The sequence below is a fragment of the Nocardia sp. NBC_01009 genome (genome assembly GCF_045208035.1).
GTDB lineage: Bacteria > Actinomycetota > Actinomycetes > Mycobacteriales > Mycobacteriaceae > Nocardia.
On sequence record NZ_CP108695.1, the window covers coordinates 1,493,442 to 1,511,400 of the forward strand.

Below are 17,959 nucleotides of genomic sequence, written 5' to 3' on the forward strand. Positions count from 1 at the left end.
GTGATGAGAGGATCATCCCATGGCAGTCCGTGCCGCATCCGACACCGTTACCGCAGGTGGAGGGACTAAAATTGCGATTCGCGACGCTGCGGTGCGGCTGTTCGGAGCCAAAGGATTCGAGCAGACGAGCCTGCGCGAGGTCGCAGATGCGGTAGGAATCACAAAGGCATCCCTCTACTATCACTATGCTTCGAAACTCGATCTGCTTCTCGCGATCATCGATCCGATCATCGATCACATGCGCGCGGTCGTCGAAGACATCGACGCGGTGCCGCACAATGCGGAGGGTGTGCGCGCCGTGCTGCGCACCTATCTGCGCGGCATGATTCGCAACCGCGACGCCGGGGCGCTGTGCGTGCGCGACACCGTGGCGATCATCAACGCGATGGCCGACCGGTACCCCGACATGATGGACTCGAATCAACGTCTGCGCTCCTGGCTGGCCGGGCCGGACGCGGACGACGAGGCGATGCTGCGCGCCTGCGCGGCGCTGGAAGTGCTCGGGGTGGCGCTGCTATCCAAGGAGTTCGTGCCGGGCGCCGCCGACTCCCTGCTGGAATCGACACTGCTGGACGCGGCAACCTGTGTATTGACCGCTCGCGGTGCCGCGTAGATTCGACCAGGTCATCGGAGAGTTCAGGGAGTTGGTGCTGTGCACATCACCGCGAAGGTCGATTACGCGGTGCGGACCTTGCTCGAGATCGCCCGCGCACCGCGGGTGAGCCAGGCCCAGCCGGCGGCCGTCCCGGCCCTCGAGGCCACCCGGCTCGCGCAGGCAGGCCCGGTGATCACGGCCGCCGCTGTGGTCAAGGCCGATGTCATCGCGACCGCGCAGCGCATTCCACCGAAGGTGCTGGAAACGGTTCTCGCCGAGCTGCGCAGGGCCGATCTGGTGATCAGCAGGCGCGGCCCCGACGGCGGCTACTGGCTGGCCCGCCCGGCCGCCGAGATCTCCATCGCCGACGTGATCAGGGCCATCGAGGGACCGCTCGCTTCGGTGCGCGGTGAGCGCCCGGAAGATGTGAACTATCCGGGCGCGGCCGAACCGTTGCAACGGGTGTGGATCGCGCTGCGGGTGAATATTCGCGCGGTGCTGGAAAATGTCTCCATCGAGGACATCGCGCAGGACGAGCTGCCCGGATTCGTCGAGGCACTGACCGAGGACCCCGGCGCGTGGGCGCGCAGGTAAAGCGCACGGCGGCGGTGCATTCCCGCACGTCGATATTCATCGCGACCTGCCTCCCTGTTTGCAGGTAGCCTGCCAAGCATCATGTTGATCAGATTGCTGCGTACATTTCTATACCCCTACCGGGCGCAATTGACGGGGGTCGTTGTCCTGCAACTGATCTCCGTCATCGCGATGTTGTACCTGCCCAGTCTGAACGCCGATCTGATCGACAGTGGTGTCACCAAAGGTGATATCGGCTACATCTGGACCACCGGGCTATGGATGCTCGCGGTGAGCTGTGTGCAGATCGTCGCGTCCGCGTTTTCGGTCTATCTCGGCGCGCAGGCCGCGATGGCCGCGGGGCGGGATCTGCGTGGCGCCGTGCTGCACCGGGTCGGCACCTTCTCCGCCCGCGAGGTCGGGATGTTCGGTGCGCCGTCGCTGATCACCCGCACCACCAACGATGTGCAGCAGGTTCAGCTGCTCATCGTGATGTCCGCGACCATCCTGGTGATGGCGCCGATCATGTGCGTCGGCGGCGTGGTGATGGCTTTGCGCGAGGACCTCGGCCTGTCCTGGCTGCTGCTCATCGCGGTGCCCGCACTCGCCATCTCGATGGGCTTCATCGTCGCGCGGATGGTGCCCGGCTTCCGCGCCATGCAGACCAAGATCGACGAGGTGAACCGGGTGCTGCGCGAGCAGATCACCGGTATCCGCGTGGTGCGCGCGTTCGTCAGGGAGCGGCAGGAGACCTGGCGCTTCGGTGTCGCCAACACCGAGCTGACCGACACCGCGCTGCATGTCGGCAGGCTGGCGGCGCTGATGTTCCCGCTGGTGATGCTGATCAGCAATGTCACCGCCGTCGCGGTGATCTGGTTCGGCGGCCACGCGATCGACGCGGGAACCATGCAGATCGGCTCGCTCACCGCGATGCTGTCCTACATCATGCAGATCCTGATGGCCGTCATGATGGCCTCGTTCCTCGCCATGATGGCCCCGCGCGCCGCGGTCTCGGCCGACCGGATCGGTGCGGTGCTGGAGACCGAATCCTCGGTATTGCCGCCGCGACTGCCGCAGCAGTTCAAGGGCGATCCCGGATCGATCGACATCGCGTTCGCCGAGTTCGCCTTTCCCGGCGCCGAGAAGCCGGTGCTGCGCGCCATCAAATTCACGGTGGCACCCGGCACAACCACCGCGATCGTCGGATCCACCGGTGCGGGCAAGACGACGCTGCTCAATCTGATTCCCCGACTGATCGACGTGACCGACGGCGCGGTCTACGTCGGTGCGACCGATGTCCGTCACATCGACCTCGAACTGCTGCGTCAGCAGATCGGCCTGGTACCGCAAAAGGCGTACCTGTTTTCCGGGACGATCGCCAGCAATCTCCGTTACGGCAATCCGGACGCCACCGACGAGGACCTGTGGCGGGCCCTGGAAATCGCGCAGGCCGACGACTTCGTGCGGGATATGCCCTTGGGGCTGGAGGCGCCGGTCGCCCAGGGCGGCACCACCGTCTCGGGTGGTCAACGGCAGCGTCTTGCCATCGCCAGAGCGCTGATGAAGAAGCCGCGGATCTACCTGTTCGACGATTCGTTCTCCGCGCTGGATGTCGCCACCGACGCCAGGCTGCGCGAAGCGCTCCGGCCGGAGACCAGGGACGCATCGGTAATCATTGTGGCGCAACGGATTTCCACGATCCGCGACGCCGACCAGATCGTAGTGCTCGAGGACGGTGCAATGGCCGGGATCGGCACCCACGGACAGTTGATGCGTGACTGTCCGGAATATCAGGAAATCGTCGCGTCGCAGCTCAGCGCGGAGGAGGTGCGATGAGGCCAGGAATGCCGAATCCCGGTGCGCCGGATGCCAAGGCGAAGTCCTTCAAGCCGTCGTTGCAGCGGCTGCTCGCCCGGCTTGCCCCGGAACGGGTGTACGTCGTGGTGATCGTGCTGCTCGTCATCACCGCGGTGGTGCTCAATACGCTCGGTCCGTACATCATGGGCAAGGCGACCAACCTGGTCTTCGACGGTGTGGTCGGCAAGCAGCTGCCCGAGGGCATCAGCAAGGACCAGGCGGTCGAGTCACTGCGGGCCAAGGGTGACAACACCTTTGCCGACATGCTCGGCGCGATGGACGTCATCCCCGGTGTCGGCGTCGACTTCGACGCCGTCGGCAAGGTGCTGATCCTGGTACTGCTGCTCTACATCGGCGCGGCGGTGTTCGGCTGGTTGCAGGGCTTCCTGCTCAACATCGTCATCAATCGCACGGTGAAGCGGCTGCGCAGCGATGTCGAGGACAAGCTGCATCGACTTCCCTTGAGCTACTTCGATTCTGCGCCGCGCGGCGATGTGCTCAGCCGGGTCACCAATGACGTCGACAATGTCTCGACGAGCCTGCAGCAGACCATGAGTCAGCTGCTGACCTCGGTGTTCTCGGTGCTCGGCATCCTGATCATGATGTTCTGGATCTCGCCGCTGCTCGCGGTGATCGCGTTGCTCACCGTCCCGGCGGCCATCGTCGTCACCGCGCAGATCGCCAAACGATCCAAGCCGCACTTCGTGAACCAGTGGAAGTACACCGGCATGGTGAACGCCCAGGTCGAGGAGGCCTTCACCGGCCACGAGATCGTCACGGCGTTCGGTCGCAGCCGCGAGGTCGGCGCCGAGTTCGACAAGCGCAACGACGACCTCTTCGACGCGAGCTTCAAGGCGCAGTTCATCTCCGGACTGATCATGCCTGCCATCATGTTTCTCGGGAACGTGAACTTCGTGCTGGTGGCGTTGGTCGGCGGTCTTCGGGTGGCGACGGGCAACATCTCGCTCGGTGAGGTGCAGGCGTTCATCCAGTACTCCCGGCAGTTCAGCCAGCCGCTGACCCAGATCGGCGCGATGGCCAACCTGTTGCAGTCCGGCGTGGCCTCGGCCGAACGGATCTTCGAGATCCTCGACGCCGACGAGCAATCGCCGGACCCGGTGATGGACAACGCCCGCCCGGTCGATCGCGGCCGAGTGGAATTCGAGGCCGTCTCGTTCCGCTACGAACCGGAGACCCCGATCATCGAACGGCTGTCGCTGGTCGCCGAGCCGGGACACGTGGTTGCCATCGTCGGCCCGACCGGCGCAGGTAAGACCACGCTGGTGAACCTATTGATGCGGTTCTACGAACTGGACGCCGGCACCATCACGATCGACGACGTCGACATCACCCAGATCACCCGCGACCACCTGCGTTCCCGCATCGGCATGGTGCTGCAGGACACCTGGCTGTTCAAGGGCACCATTCGGGAGAACATCGCCTACGGCAATCCGAATGCGAGCGAGGAGGATATTCTCGCCGCCGCCCGCGCCGCCTACGTCGACCGCTTCGTGCACGCGCTGCCGCACGGCTACGACACGGTGATCGACGAGGAGGGTTCGGGGGTGAGTGCGGGCGAGAAGCAGCTCATCACCATTGCTCGCGCCTTCCTGGCGAAGCCGTCCATCCTGGTGCTCGACGAGGCGACCAGCTCGGTGGACACCCGCACCGAGTCGCTCGTGCAGCACGCAACCGCCGCGCTGCGCCGCGATCGCACCAGCTTCGTCATCGCGCACCGCTTGTCCACCATTCGCGATGCCGACCTGATCGTCGTCATGGAGGCGGGCCGCATCGTCGAACACGGCACCCACGAGCGCCTGCTCGAAGAGCGCGGCGCCTACTACCGCCTCTACAACGCCCAGTTCGCAGCGGCCGCCGCCGATGCGTGACCGCCGCTGCGCGTCATGTGCCGGACGTGGGGTGCCTCGCCGGTAGTCCTCGCGGACCGGCGGTTATCGTCCGGCCGACGTGCGGCGACGGTCACTCGACGACGCCTGAGAGGATGGCAGCGTGTCCACACCCGAATCCTTCTCCTTCACCGTCACCAACCGCCTCGATGACGGGCGGCACGGTCGGTCGGGCGTGATCAGCACACCGCACGGCTCGATCGCGACGCCCGCGTTCATCCCGGTCGGCACCAAGGCGACGGTGAAGGCGGTGCTACCCGAGACCATGAAGGAGCTCGGCGCGCAGGCGCTGCTCGCCAACGCCTACCACCTGTACCTGCAGCCCGGTTCGGACATCGTCGACGAGGCGGGCGGGCTCAGCACGTTCATGAACTGGCCGGGCCCCACGTTCACCGACAGCGGCGGATTCCAGGTGATGTCGCTGGGGGTCGGGTTCAAGAAGGTGCTCGCGATGGAGGCGGTCGACGTGCGCAGCGACGACGTCATCGCCAAGGGCAAGGAGCGGCTGGCGACCGTCGACGACGACGGCGTCACCTTCCGTTCGCATCTGGACGGTGCCAAGCATCGGTTCACGCCCGAGGTGTCGATGGGCATCCAACATCAGCTCGGCGCGGACATCATGTTCGCCTTCGACGAGCTGACCACCCTGCTCAATACTCGTGGCTACCAAGAGAAGTCGCTGCAGCGCACGCACGAGTGGGCGCAGCGCTGCATCGAGGAGCACGAGCGGCTGACCGCGGCGCGCACCCATCGCCCGTATCAGGCGTTGTTCGCGGTGATCCAGGGCGCACAGTACGAAGATCTGCGCCGCAAGGCCTGCCGCGAGCTGGAATCGATTCGGGGCAGCGCCGGAACGGGTTTCGACGGTTACGGCATCGGTGGTGCGCTGGAGAAGCACAACCTCGGGGCCATCGTCGGCTGGTGCTGCGACGAACTGCCCGAGGACAAGCCGCGTCACATGCTGGGCATCAGCGAGCCGGAGGACATCTTCACCGCTGTGGAAAACGGTGCCGACACCTTCGACTGCGTGAACCCTTCCCGGGTCGCCCGCAATGCCGCCATCTACGTCGCCGAGGGGCGATTCAATATCAATACCGCCAGGTTCCGTCGCGATTTCACGCCGATCGACGACACCTGCGACTGCTATACCTGCGCCCATTACACGCGCGCCTACATCCATCACCTGTTCAAGGCGAAGGAGATGCTCGCCTCGACGCTGTGCACAATCCACAACGAGCGCTACACGATTCGATTGGTCGACCGCATCAGGGACAGCATCGAGGGCGGTTACTTCGACGACTACAAGGCAGCGACCCTCGGTGTCTGGAAGGGCCGCATCGCGACCCCGTGAGCCCCGTCGCCGACCGGCGCCGACGCTGGGGCGACGGGGGCGCGAATCAGACGTGCAGCGGGTCGGATTCCCGTGGCGCATAGCTCGGTTCGTGCTTCTTGAGGACCGCGATCGCCCGATAGGTGATCGGCATCACGAGCACCTCGCACAGCGTCTTCCACACGAATCCGACAATGACGTAATTCACGAACTGACGCCAGCTGTCGATGCCGATCGCGGTGGCCGCGATCGAGCAGAAGATCAAGGTGTCGGCCAGCTCGCCGACGATGGTGGAGCCGATCAACCTGGCCCACAGGTGCTTCTCCCTGGTGCGTTCCTTGATCAAGACCAGCGTCGCCGAGTTGAGCAGCTGGCCGACGAAATATCCGGCGAGGCCCGCGGCCACCAGCTGCGGCGTGGTGCCGATGACGGTGCGGAACGCCTCCTGGTTCTCGTAGAACACCGCGGCGGGCAGCCGGATGGCGATGCTGAAGCACAGAACGGTCAGCAGCAGGGCGCCGAAACCGTAGTAGATGGCCCGGCGGGTGGCGCGGAAGCCGTACACCTCGCTGAGCACATCGCCGAGGATATAGGCCAGTGGGAAGAGGAAGAAGGCGCCGTCGGTGGAGATCGGCAGTATCTCCACGGGCCCGAGCTGCACCGAGTGATCGGTGAAGAACTGGACGCCTTTTGTTGCGCAGATGTTGGAAATGATCAGCGTTGCGGTGAACAACGCCACGATGGGTGCGTAGTAACCCCGCGCGACCTGGGCGAATGCCGCATGGTCCGGCGCGGGGCGCCCAGACTCTTCGTGTTCTTCGGTTTTGTTCGACTCACTCACGCGCTTCATCCAACCAGGTTGTGCACGAGGGGCTGCCGACTTCGGCCGGACTGCGTGCGGCTGTACCCATTAGGCTGTAGCAATGACGAATCCCGGCGATTCCGACGAGTGGTGGAAGCAATACGGCGGCGAAGGCGTGTCGCCGGAAGCTGGCGCACCGAGCTCGGTACCGCAATATCCGACCGCTGAACCGTCCGGATATCCGTCGGCTCCGCAGTACCCGCAGCAGTCCGCTCCGCAATACCCGCAGCAGTCGGCTCCGCAGTACCCGCAGCAGCCCGCGCCGCAGCTGACACCGCCGCCGCAGCCGCAGTACCCGAGTTACCAGACACCGCCGCCGGTCGCGCAGCCGTATCCGCAGCCGCCCAACTACGGCTACCAGCCCTACGGCTATCCCCAGCCGCAAGGCACGAGCGGTCTGGCCATCGGCGCGCTGATCTCGTCCCTGGCCGGGTTCGTCACCTGTGGCATCGGGTCGATCGTCGGGATCATCCTCGGCGCCATCGCGTTGAATCAGATCAAGCAGTCCGGTCAGGAAGGCCGTGGCATGGCGCTCGCGGGCATCTGGGTCGGTCTCGGCGCCATCGTGCTGTCGGTGCTGTGGTTCGTTTTCGTGATCATCGCAGGCAGCGCCTGAACGTCGAACTCTCCGAAAACGTCAGGGGCGCACCCGTTATCGGGTGCGCCCCTGACGTATGTCGTGGTCGTGCGAGGCGGTGTCAGCTCTTGACGACCTGGGTGCCGCCGGCGAACTTGTCGTGCCAGCCCTGCTTGTTCGGGTCCTGCGAGGTGGAGATGATCATGTAGATGATCAGGCCGAGCGAGATCAGGCCACCGACGCACGGGATGATCGACGCCGCGACGTAGATGTTGCGCTTGAGCGAGGTCTCGGGATCGATCTTCGCCGCACCACCGGGCGCGAGGACCTTGAGTCCGAGCATCTTCTTACCGAGGGTGGTGCCCTGGGTGGTCTCCATGCCGACGAAGTAGCCGAGCAGTGCCAGCGAAACCACTGCGCCGTTGATGAACTGGCCGGTGTTGCTGAAGCCGAAGATCAGCAGAATGATGATGGAGACCGGGATTCCGACGATCAGGTGGTCGATGACACGGGCACCGATCCTGGTCCCGATGTCACCGGGCTGTCCGCCGTAACCGCCTTGCTGCCCGCTGTACTGCGGCTGCTGCTGCGGATAGGGCTGACCGTAGGGGTCCTGGCCGTACTGGGGCTGCTGGCCGTACTGCGGCGGCGGCTGCTGCTGCCCGTACTGGGGCTGCTGGCCGTACTGCGGCGGCTGCTGCCCGTACTGGGGTGGCTGCTGCTGGCCATAGGGATCCTGGGGCGGCTGCTGCCCGTACTGGGGCTGCTGGCCGTACTGCGGCGGCTGCTGCCCGTACGGATCCGGCTGGCCACCTTGCGGATACTGCTGCCCGCCTTGCGGATGCTTATTGGGGTCGTACCCACCGCTTGTCATATTCAGTCCTCGTCAGTGATCAGTAGATCGGTCGAGTGCGTACGTTACGGACATCGGCTGCGTTGCAACAACCCATTCTCGTCGAGTATCCACGGTTCGTTGGGCAGATTGGCGGGTGTGAAACCGGCGAGGACCTCGACCGGCGACAACGGCGGATATCCGAGCGAACAGGCCAGCGCCGCGGCGACCTGCTCGGGCGTGTTGCCCAGTGCGAGTTGATCGGCGAGTGTCACCGCGCCGTCGCGTTTGGCCAGCCGAATTCCGTCCTTGTTCAACACCAGCGGCACATGCGCGTACTGGGGAACGGGCAGCTCGAGCAGCGTTGTGAGATACGCCTGTCGCGGAGTGGACGACAGCAGATCGTCGCCGCGCACCACCTGATCCACGCCTTGCGCCGCGTCGTCGACCACGACGGCGAGGTTGTAGGCGGGCGTGCCGTCGCCGCGGCGCAGCACGACGTCGTCCACCTGGCCGCGGTAGCGCCCGTGTAGTTCATCGACGATCTCGAACTCCGTCACCGCGGCGCGCAGTCGCAGCGCGGCGGGTCTGCCGTTGGCATGGTGTTCGGCACGTTCGGCCTTGCTCAGCGTGCGGCAGGTACCGGGATATGCGCCCATCGGCCCGTGCGGTGCGGTCGCGGCCTGCTGTATTTCCCTTCTGGTGCAATAGCATTCGTACACGAGCCCGGACTCGGTCAGCCGATCGATGGCTGCCTGGTAGCGGGGCAGCCGTTCGGATTGCCTGATCACCGGTCCGTCCCAATCGAGACCGATCGCGGCCAGATCGGCCAGCTGCCGCGCCTGTGCGCCGGGGCGCACCCGATCCAGATCTTCTACGCGCATCAAAAAGCGCCTGCCCGATGCGCGGGCGAACAGCCAGGCCAGCAGTGCGGTGCGCAGGTTTCCGAGGTGCAGATCGCCCGACGGGCTCGGTGCGTACCGGCCCGCGCCTGTCACTGCATCTGGAAAGCGCACATTTGTCATCGTAGGCGGCGTGGTCAGCCCAGCAGCTGTGGCTTGAGCCGGTCGGCGGGGATCGGCGTTTCGGAATCCAGTTCGACGAGCAGGGCCTCGGCGTGCGCGATCAAGCCCGCCCGGTCGATTCCATAGAGTGCGCCGGTATCCGCTTCGCCGCTATCGTCCGGTTGGTAGGCGCTGAGCCGGGTCACGGCGCGGGCGAGCAGCGTACGCGCGCCCTTGGGATTACCGCGCTGGATGTGCGTCAGACCGACCGCGTATTGCGCGAGACCCTGCCACAGCATCCGCTCGGCGAACGGTCCGTTCTTCCATGCGGCCTCCAATACCTCGTGTGCGTTGAATGCCAGGCCTTCATCCAGCAGTTGCTGAGCGTACGAAAGAGTTTGCTGAGGAGGCAGATTCAGGTCATCCGGAATTCGCGGTATACCGGGGCTGCCAGGGGGTAGCGGGCGCCCGAACCTGTCGCGTGGGCGAGGATTGCGGGCACGACCTGCCTCGTCGCGGGGGCGTTCGACCATGCCCCCATGATCCACGGCCTGTTGCGAAGCTGTCGAGGGAAGGGCGCCCTTGGCGATTAATTGACGGATCACGGAGTAATCACATCGGTGCAAAAGTTAGCGATGTACCTGTTGTCCGAATGAAAGTCACCGACTGGCAATGTCTCCGCAACATTTCATCTTCGCAAGATTGGCAAATGCGATGATTGAACCGGCAAGAGATCGGCAAATTATCGATGAACCTGCTAGTCTTTAGCCCGCGGGGGCAACCCCGGGGGTGTATTCCACCTCGAGCGCAGTGCGATCACGACGCACCGTGAAAGCGGCGCGCTACCACTAGGCGCACCACGGGATTCGGCGTTCCTGCCGAGTGCCGGTGCTAGTTAGAGCGATGTCAGAAGAATTCTCGTTCTCGACGCAGCAAAGGAGCTAGTGCCGTGGAGGTTGACTTTACGGGCGCTGTGTGGCGCAAGAGCACACACAGTGGTCCCGACGGAAACTGCGTGGAAGTCGCATTTCTCGTCGACGGCAACGTAGCGGTTCGCGACACCAAGAACAACGGACGTGGTCCGGCGCTGGCATTCGCGCCGGGTGCGTGGGACGCATTCCTAACGGGAGTAGCAGCAGGGGAGTTCGGTCGCGCTTAACCGAAGTCGCGTCGAACCGGCCAGCACGGGCCCCGAGTCGAAAAGGACTTGGGGCCTTCGCGCTGTTCAGGGCTGATGTGCACGCGCGGCGCCAACTCAGTGCGACCGGTGGCCGTTGCCCTCGTGGCCGTTGACCTGGTCCTGATACCGCCGCAGCACGGCGAGCTGCTTGCGCTCTTCCTCGTGCTCGACCGCCAGATTGCGCTCGGACTCCGGCCGGGGGTCGGCGCGTAGGAAGGCGCCGGTGCCCGGTTTGCCTGCCGCGCCGAGCTTGCTCATTTTCTTTGGTACCGGCGCACCTTGATATTCCAAGGGAATCGGATGGCCGTGGTCGTCCACCGGGCCGAGCGGCTGATGGATTTCGATGTACTCGCCGTGCGGCAGCCGCTTGATCACGCCGGTTTCCACGCCGTGTTCCAGCACGGCCCGGTCGCTGCGCTGCAGGCCGAGGCAGATCCGGTACGCGACGAAGTACGCGATCGGAGGCGCGATCAGGATGCCGATCCGGCCGATCCAGGTGGTCGCGTTGAGAGAGATGTCGAACTTGTAGGCGAGGATGTCATTGACGCACGAGAGGGTCAGCACCACGTAGAAGGCGATCACCATGGCGCCGATTGCGGTGCGCACCGGTACATCTCGCGGTCGCTGCAAGAGGTTGTGGGAGACCGTGTCTCGGGTCAGCCGCTTCTCGATCCACGGGTAGGTGATGAGCAGCGTGAACACCAGTCCCATGATCAGCGCGCCCCAGACCGGCGCCGGCACCGTGTAGCGGCCGAGATACAGCTCCCACGGCGGTATCAGGCGCATCATGCCGTCGGTCCACATCATGTAGAAGTCCGGCTGTGAACCCGCGGAGACTTGAGAAGGGTTGTAGGGGCCCATATTCCAGATCGGATTGATCTGCAATAGGCCGCCCATGATCGCCACGATGCCGAGGGTGAAGGCGAAGAAGGCGCCTTGGTCCAGCGAGAAGACGGGCACAATGCGGGTGCCGACCACGTTGCGCTCGGTGCGACTCGGCCCGGGGAACTGGGTGTGCTTCTGGTACCAGACCAGCGCGATATGCGCGGCGATCAGCGCGAGCATGATGCCGGGGAACAGCAGCACGTGTGCGATGAACAGGCGCGGGATGATGATGTTGCCCGGATAGTCGCCGCCGAACATCAGCCAGTGCATCCAGGTGCCGATGATCGGTATGCCCAGCGTGATCGAGGAGAACGCCGCGCGCAGGCCGGTGCCGGACAGGAGATCGTCGGGCAGTGAGTAGCCGAAGTATCCCTCGAACATCGCCAGGATGAGCAGCAGCGAGCCGATGACCCAGTTGGCCTCGCGCGGCTTGCGGAACGCACCGGTGAAGAAGATGCGGAAAAGATGCACGATGATCGACGCCGCGAACAGCAGCGCGGCCCAGTGGTGGACCTGGCGGACGAACAGGCCGCCGCGCACCTCGAAGGAGATGTTCAACGCGGTCTCGTAGGCCCGCGACATGGTCACGCCGCGTAGCGGCTGGTATGCGCCGTTGTAGACGACCTCGGTCATCGATGGATCGAAGAACAGGGTCAGGTAGACGCCCGAGAGCAGCAGGATGATGAAGCTGTAGAGGGCGATCTCGCCGAGCAGGAACGACCAGTGGGTCGGAAAGACCTTGTTGATCGACCGTTTGACGAATGCCGCAGCCCGGTATCGCTCGTCCGCGGCATCGGTTTGCGCGCTGAGCTTGCGACTTATCTGACCAGCCATGATCGACACCCCGCCCCTTTGGGTGAGTGGGATTTTGTTCTACTACAGACGGTAGCAGAGGAGCTGGTCAGAATCGATAGCTTTCACCGAACGCCGCTGCGGAACAAGATCATTCAGCGCTTGCCCGCCCGCTCCGGCCGCCGCGAACAACAGCCGATATCGTTCGACGAGTGAGTTCGATGGCACCCCAGGACGCGACGATGTATTGGCTGTCGAGGCGTACTCACAATGATCTGTTCCTGCTGTATTGCTTCGCCGACTCCGGCCGTCCGGCCGCGGAGCTGCGTGCGCTGGTCGCCCGGCGCAGCGCGCACATACCCGACTTGCGTCTTCGCTTACGCGAAGTGCCGGCGGATCTGGACTATCCATCGTGGATACCCTGTGATTTCGCTCCCGAGCAATTCATGGAACACCGGCCGGCGGAGTCGAATTGGCCGACAGTGTTGAAGGTGCTCGGCAAACTACTCGGTACCGTGCTGGACGCGACGGTGCGCCCCTGGCGATTACACCTTTTCCGTGACGTCATCGGAGTGCCGAGTCAGCTGCCCGATGCGGGTCCCGCGACAGTGGTGGTGCTCCAGATGTCGCATGCCCTGGCCGATGGGCGACGGGCCGCGCAGATCGCCCGCGCGCTGTTCTCGGAGTCCGCTGCCACCGACCAGGAGCGCACCGGCTCCCCACCACGCACGCCGCTGCCGAGGTGGGCGCCGGCCGGATCTGCGCTGCTCGATTCCGCTCGGACGGCTGCCGTGCTCGGGTTGCTGCGCACACCCAACCAGGTGATACGGACCGCCGTGCGCGGCTATCACGCCTACCGGTCGCAGCAGAAGCTGGCCGAACTCACCGCCACCGGGCAAGTGCCCGCGCCGGGGCCGGGCTTCACGCCCAGCCTGGTCAACCCCGCGACGGAGGTCGGCGATTCCGATCGTCGAGTGCGCATGATCGTTTGCACGCCGGATCAGTTGCGCACCCCCGACCGGACGGTGACCGTGGTTGTTTTGACCGCGATATCGCTCGCGCTCACGCGCTACCTCGAATCGCGCGGTGCACAGGTGGATCGGCTGGGCGCGCAGGTGCCGATGGCGCTACCGGGGGTGTCTACACCCCGCAACAACTACCGCAGCCTCGGTGTCGACCTCTTCGTCGCCGAACCCGATATCCGCCTGCGCTCGCGTCGAATCGCCGATGCCCTCGGTGACCGGATGGCCCGCGCCGGGCATCCGCTGCTCGCCGCGCAAGACCGAGTCACCGCCGTCGTCCCCGCCGCACTATTGCGTCGCGACATCGATCGCTACCCGCTCGACACCGTCCCCGACTCGATCGCAGGCCACACCGTGGTCTCCAGCGTCCACCGCGGCCCCGCCGACCTCACTTTCGGTGGCGGCCGAGTCCTCTTCACCGCGGGTTTCCCCGCACTCGGCTCGGTCATGCACCTGACCCACGGCGTGCACGGCCTCAGCGAGGATGCCGAGGGTCGTGGCGCGACGATCACGATTTCGATCCACGCCGACGTGGCGGCGCTGCCGGATATCGATGTCTACTCGGACCTGCTGGTCGCAGCGTTGAGTGAGATAGCGCGAGCGCACGAGGCGGCCGACGAAGCCGGCTGATTCGGAATCCGGCAAGGTAGGCGACCAGACCGAACTGCTGGATCCCCTCTGCCGCATCACCTTTCACTGGGTGTGCCCTGGGGCAACGTGAACATCGCGACGCCGATGAACAGGTGGGCCACCGAGATCGTGACGAGTGTTTTCGGCCGCTGATTCGTCGATACTGAAGTCCTGCCGCAGCACGGTGCCGGCGACTGGCAACCGGTCCATATATTCAGGGCCGGGCCTGTCGTTGAATGCGCCGTCAGCTATCTGCGGGACCAGCCGTTGGGAGACATGGGGCTCCCGCCATAGTTCCAGCCATAGTTCTCGCCCTGCTTACCGCCCTGATTCTCGCGGTGCTTCTCGCCTTTGCTCCAGCCCTGGTCCCAGCCGTAGCCGCATTCTTCGTCCTCGCTGTCGTTCTCTTTTTCCTTGATCAAGCCCCATTGGCTGTCGCGATTGCACCATAGGTCGTCACTGTGACATTGAGGGTAATTCGTTTGCACCACACCGGGTGTGAGCGCTGGTGCCGCTATGGCAGGAATTGCTACCGCCGGTGTTGGAATCGCCGCCGCGGCTCACGCCAGCGCGATATTCGCAAGTAGCCGGCATGTGCCGGTGCTGTGCGTCCTGTTGATAATCATGATGCCTACTTCCGGCGAGTTCGTCGCGCGACCGACTCGCCGATTGTCGAGCTCATTGACATTCCCCGACTTCCTGATTTTAAGACCGCGCCACCTGTCATCGCCAGCACTGCGCGATTCTGTTTATTTCGGCACTGTGCCGGATCGCGGACCGGCCGCCCACATTACTGATTTCCAGAAATTCGGAAATGAACGACAATGGTGGTATGACGACGGTGCTGCTGGGCGGCGACGTCATGCTGGGCCGCGGAGTGGACCAGATTCTGCCGCATCCCGGCGATCCGAGGCTGCGCGAACGATATGTCGACGATGCACGGACATATGTGGAGTTGGCCGAACGTGCGAACGGTCTCTTTATCCGCCCGGTGGATTTCCGCCGTCCGTGGGGTGCTGTCCTGCCGATCCTCGCTCAGTTCGATCCCGACGTGCGGTTGATCAACCTGGAAACCGCGATCACGGCCGACGGCGCATTCGACCCTGCCAAAGGCATCCACTACCGGATGAATCCGGACAACCTGCCGGTGTTGACCGTTGTCGCACCGGTCGTGTGCGCACTGGCCAACAACCACATCCTCGACTTCGGTATCGAAGGCCTGGCCGACACCCTCGAAGCGCTCGATTCCGCGGGTATCCACCACGCCGGAGCGGGCGCGGATCTCGACAACGCCCTGGCCCCGGCGATATCAGAACTCGAGGACGGACGTCGGGCGGTGATCGTCTCGGTCGCGGCGGGATCGAGCGGGGTTCCGGAATACTGGGCCGCATGTCGTGATCGGCCAGGGCTGTGGTGGGTCGGCAATTCGCCGAGTGTTCGTGCCGCCGACGAGGTGGCGGCAAATGTTTTGGCACATAAGGGTGTTCGCGATATCGCTATCGTCTCCATACATTGGGGACCCAACTGGGGCTACGGGGTGGCACTGAGCGAAACGCAGTTTGCACATCGGTTGATCGATGCCGGCGTCGACCTGGTGCACGGGCATTCCGCACACCATCCGCGGCCGATCGAAATCTATCGGGGCAAACCGATTCTGTACGGGTGCGGCGATGTCATCGACGACTACGAGGGCATCCATGGCCATGAGCGGTACCGCACCGATCTTCGCCTGCTGTATCTGGTGACCATCGATATCGATGCGGTGGAAGTGCAAATGATTCCGCTGCGGGTTCGGCGCATGCGCCTCGAATCGGCCGCGTGCAGCGAATCCCGATGGCTGTGCGAGACCATCGAGCACATAAGCCGCGGCTTCGGCACACGCGTGGCGATGCGGCACGACGACCTACCCGTGGTATTCAAGGACGCGAAACACTGAGCTCGAGCACCCTTCAGCACAGCGATCTTGACGTGTACCCTTGGCAAGCGGATGACGCAATTGCGATAGGTGTCACATTGCCGCCGGTGTTTTTCCCACCTGCGGGTTTTTCGGCCAGCCGCTCCAGCGGCCGGCCATAGTCTGGTGTGCGCCGTATGTAATCACCCTGTCGGGAGATATCGGATCTGTCGCAACGGAGACCTCATGAGTTCACCGAACCGATTCGACGAACTTCAACATCGCGTCGCAGACATCGCTCCAGTGTTCCGTACCCCGCTGGATTCCCCGTACGAGATCTCGAACGCATTGTTTGCCGCTCTCCGTCACGTCCTGCACGACGTCGGCGGACAGCCGGATATGCCGGTCGAATACCAGGAAAAAGTCGAAGAACCCTGGGAGATGAACACTTACGTCACCTGCGAATGCCTCGGCTGGCGTGGCGTGTGGAATTCCGAGGAACGCCGTCGAGCCGAGAACGACCTCGGTGCGACGCTGTACTTCGGTCTGCCCTATTACGCACGGTGGGCGACCGTCGCCGCGAAGTACCTGATCAACAAGGGTTTGATCACCCCCGACGAGCTGTCGGCGAAATTGGACGAGGTACGCGCACGGATGGAGGCGCGGACATGACCAGGAAGTACGAGATCGGCGATCGCGTTCGGGTTCGGGACAAGACGTCGATGTTCCACACCCGCACCCAGGCTTACACCCGCGGGCGTACGGGTGTTGTCGTCGAACACCGGCCCGAGTGGGTGATTCCGGAGGACGAGGCATGGGGCCGCGACGACGGCCGCGTCGAACCGTTCTACGTGGTGCGGTTCCGCCAGATAGATCTGTGGCCCAAATACACCGGCTTCGCCGTCGACACCCTGGAGACGGAGGTCTCCGAGCGTTGGCTCGAGCCCGCAGAGGAGGATGCCAAGTGAGTCGGACCCACGATCACGGGGCGCACGCAGCGATCCAGACGACCGGAGAGATCAGCGAGTTCGAGGTCTTGGAGACGGCGATTCGCGAACTCGCCATCGAAAAGGGCCTCTTCTCGCGGGAAGATCACCGACGCTTCTCCGAGTGGGCCGAATCGGTCGGTCCGCACGGCGGATCGAAATTGGTCGCGAAGGCGTGGACGGATCCAGATTTCAAGGCGCGCCTGCTCGCCGACGGGACCGAGACGTGCAAGGAGGTCGGCATCGACTGGCGTGACCCGACCGGCTCCGGAACGCCGAGCGACTACACCTACTTCTACGTGCTGGAGAACACGCCCGAAGTGCACAACGTGATCGTGTGCACGCTGTGTTCGTGCTACCCGCGCCCGGTTCTGGGTATGTCTCCGGACTGGTACCGCACCCCCAATTACCGTCGGCGCCTCGTGCGTTGGCCCCGCGAGGTGCTCGCCGAATTCGGCCTGCACTTTCCGCCCGACGTCGAGGTCCGGGTGCACGACTCGAACCAGAAGTCCCGGTTCATGGTGATGCCGATGCGGCCCGAAGGCACCGAGGGCTGGACGGAGGAACAACTGGCGGCCATCGTCACTCGGGACACGATGATCGGCGTGGCACTGCCGCAGGTCGACTGGACCGCGCAGGCGCCGCCGGACCAGGCCGAGGCCGCCACGGAACGAGGCGGTCGGCAGTGACAAGCGGTCCGTACGAGGTTCTGCTGCACACATTGGACCCCGAGTCGCACCGGGAGAGCACGCTGCCCGAACTCGACCGCAAGCCGGACCCGTGGGAGTCGAGCATGCAGGCGACGTGCGAATGCCTGTCCTGGCGCGACACATTGGACAACCTGGAACGCCGCCATGTCGAGGATGCGCTCGGCGAGACGATCTACCACGGCTTTCCCGTGCGAACCCGATCGGTAGTCGTGACGGCCCACACGCTGATGGATCGCGGACTGATCACCCCGGAGGAGTTGCGGGCGCGAATGGAGGTGATTCGGGCGCGGTTCAACCGGGAGTAGCGATGATGCCCGCCCGCG

At 64.5% G+C, this 17,959-nt stretch carries 19 protein-coding genes; 13 read left to right on the plus strand and 6 right to left on the minus strand.

The window, feature by feature from the left end:
• The first annotated feature begins 19 nt into the window (after positions 1-19).
• The 5 genes from OHA42_RS06435 (at position 20) to tgt (ending at position 6,283) form a co-directional block, all read left to right on the plus strand.
• Entirely contained in the window at positions 20-613 is a 594-nt protein-coding gene (locus OHA42_RS06435) for a TetR/AcrR family transcriptional regulator (protein ID WP_406235377.1), read from the plus strand.
• Positions 614-652: 39 nt separating this feature from the next.
• Positions 653-1,189: an RrF2 family transcriptional regulator gene (locus OHA42_RS06440; RefSeq protein WP_406235378.1), complete on the plus strand. Its 537-nt coding sequence runs from the start codon at positions 653-655 to the stop codon at positions 1,187-1,189.
• A gap of 81 nt (positions 1,190-1,270) precedes the next feature.
• The gene (locus tag OHA42_RS06445; RefSeq protein ID WP_406235380.1) at positions 1,271-3,004 is read left to right on the plus strand and encodes an ABC transporter ATP-binding protein; all 1,734 of its coding nucleotides are present in this window, start codon (positions 1,271-1,273) and stop codon (positions 3,002-3,004) included.
• On the plus strand, positions 3,001-4,914 hold the full coding sequence (locus OHA42_RS06450) for an ABC transporter ATP-binding protein (RefSeq protein WP_406235381.1): 1,914 nt from the start codon (positions 3,001-3,003) through the stop codon (positions 4,912-4,914). The genes OHA42_RS06445 and OHA42_RS06450 overlap by 4 nt, the downstream gene beginning before the upstream one ends.
• A gap of 121 nt (positions 4,915-5,035) precedes the next feature.
• Positions 5,036-6,283, plus strand: a complete 1,248-nt coding sequence (tgt, locus tag OHA42_RS06455) for a tRNA guanosine(34) transglycosylase Tgt (RefSeq protein WP_406235382.1) — start codon at positions 5,036-5,038, stop codon at positions 6,281-6,283.
• A gap of 46 nt (positions 6,284-6,329) precedes the next feature.
• Here tgt and OHA42_RS06460 read toward each other — a convergent pair whose 3' ends face one another.
• On the minus strand, positions 6,330-7,112 hold the full coding sequence (locus tag OHA42_RS06460) for a queuosine precursor transporter (RefSeq protein ID WP_406235384.1): 783 nt from the start codon (positions 7,110-7,112) through the stop codon (positions 6,330-6,332).
• 73 nt (positions 7,113-7,185) lie between these two features.
• On the opposite strand from OHA42_RS06460, the gene OHA42_RS06465 reads away from it, so the two are divergent.
• Positions 7,186-7,740, plus strand: coding sequence for a DUF4190 domain-containing protein (locus tag OHA42_RS06465; RefSeq protein WP_328408161.1), 555 nt, complete (start codon positions 7,186-7,188; stop codon positions 7,738-7,740).
• An 82-nt stretch (positions 7,741-7,822) separates the two neighbouring features.
• Here OHA42_RS06465 and OHA42_RS06470 read toward each other — a convergent pair whose 3' ends face one another.
• Genes OHA42_RS06470 through OHA42_RS06480 form a run of 3 tightly spaced genes read right to left on the minus strand, consistent with a single transcriptional unit; the run spans position 7,823 to position 10,070 of the window.
• Positions 7,823-8,575 carry an RDD family protein gene (locus OHA42_RS06470; protein WP_406235385.1) on the minus strand — a complete coding sequence of 251 codons (753 nt, stop codon included), beginning with the start codon at positions 8,573-8,575 and terminating at the stop codon, positions 7,823-7,825.
• A gap of 44 nt (positions 8,576-8,619) precedes the next feature.
• Entirely contained in the window at positions 8,620-9,558 is a 939-nt protein-coding gene (gene gluQRS, locus OHA42_RS06475; RefSeq protein ID WP_406235387.1) for a tRNA glutamyl-Q(34) synthetase GluQRS, read from the minus strand.
• 14 nt (positions 9,559-9,572) lie between these two features.
• A complete protein-coding gene (locus tag OHA42_RS06480) occupies positions 9,573-10,070 on the minus strand; it encodes a DUF309 domain-containing protein (RefSeq protein WP_406235388.1) in 498 nt (165 codons plus the stop codon).
• 416 nt (positions 10,071-10,486) lie between these two features.
• Here OHA42_RS06480 and OHA42_RS06485 point away from each other — a divergent pair, with 416 nt between their 5' ends.
• Positions 10,487-10,696 (plus strand): DUF397 domain-containing protein, encoded by a 210-nt coding sequence (locus OHA42_RS06485; RefSeq protein ID WP_328408169.1) that lies wholly within the window; start codon positions 10,487-10,489, stop codon positions 10,694-10,696.
• A 96-nt stretch (positions 10,697-10,792) separates the two neighbouring features.
• On the opposite strand, the gene OHA42_RS06490 is transcribed toward OHA42_RS06485, so the two are convergent.
• Positions 10,793-12,436, minus strand: a complete 1,644-nt coding sequence (locus OHA42_RS06490; protein WP_406235390.1) for a cytochrome bc complex cytochrome b subunit — start codon at positions 12,434-12,436, stop codon at positions 10,793-10,795.
• Between the two features lie 179 nt (positions 12,437-12,615).
• Here OHA42_RS06490 and OHA42_RS06495 point away from each other — a divergent pair, with 179 nt between their 5' ends.
• Positions 12,616-14,046 carry a wax ester/triacylglycerol synthase domain-containing protein gene (locus OHA42_RS06495; RefSeq protein ID WP_406239132.1) on the plus strand — a complete coding sequence of 477 codons (1,431 nt, stop codon included), beginning with the start codon at positions 12,616-12,618 and terminating at the stop codon, positions 14,044-14,046.
• Between the two features lie 248 nt (positions 14,047-14,294).
• On the opposite strand, the gene OHA42_RS06500 is transcribed toward OHA42_RS06495, so the two are convergent.
• The gene (locus tag OHA42_RS06500) at positions 14,295-14,468 is read right to left on the minus strand and encodes a hypothetical protein (protein ID WP_406235391.1); all 174 of its coding nucleotides are present in this window, start codon (positions 14,466-14,468) and stop codon (positions 14,295-14,297) included.
• Between the two features lie 392 nt (positions 14,469-14,860).
• Between OHA42_RS06500 and OHA42_RS06505 the strand changes: the two genes are divergently transcribed.
• The 5 genes from OHA42_RS06505 to OHA42_RS06525 all read left to right on the plus strand — a co-directional run bounded on the left by OHA42_RS06505 (position 14,861) and on the right by OHA42_RS06525 (position 17,941).
• A complete protein-coding gene (locus OHA42_RS06505; protein ID WP_406235392.1) occupies positions 14,861-15,982 on the plus strand; it encodes a CapA family protein in 1,122 nt (373 codons plus the stop codon).
• A gap of 204 nt (positions 15,983-16,186) precedes the next feature.
• Positions 16,187-16,612: a hypothetical protein gene (locus tag OHA42_RS06510; RefSeq protein ID WP_328408175.1), complete on the plus strand. Its 426-nt coding sequence runs from the start codon at positions 16,187-16,189 to the stop codon at positions 16,610-16,612.
• On the plus strand, positions 16,609-16,908 hold the full coding sequence (locus OHA42_RS06515) for an SH3-like domain-containing protein (RefSeq protein ID WP_406235393.1): 300 nt from the start codon (positions 16,609-16,611) through the stop codon (positions 16,906-16,908). Before OHA42_RS06510 ends, OHA42_RS06515 begins: the two co-directional genes overlap by 4 nt.
• Complete coding sequence (gene scnC, locus OHA42_RS06520) at positions 16,905-17,615, plus strand: thiocyanate hydrolase subunit gamma (protein ID WP_406235395.1); 711 nt, start codon at positions 16,905-16,907, stop codon at positions 17,613-17,615. The genes OHA42_RS06515 and scnC overlap by 4 nt, the downstream gene beginning before the upstream one ends.
• Positions 17,612-17,941 carry a ScnB gene (locus tag OHA42_RS06525; protein WP_406235397.1) on the plus strand — a complete coding sequence of 110 codons (330 nt, stop codon included), beginning with the start codon at positions 17,612-17,614 and terminating at the stop codon, positions 17,939-17,941. Before scnC ends, OHA42_RS06525 begins: the two co-directional genes overlap by 4 nt.
• Positions 17,942-17,959: the final 18 nt, after the last annotated feature.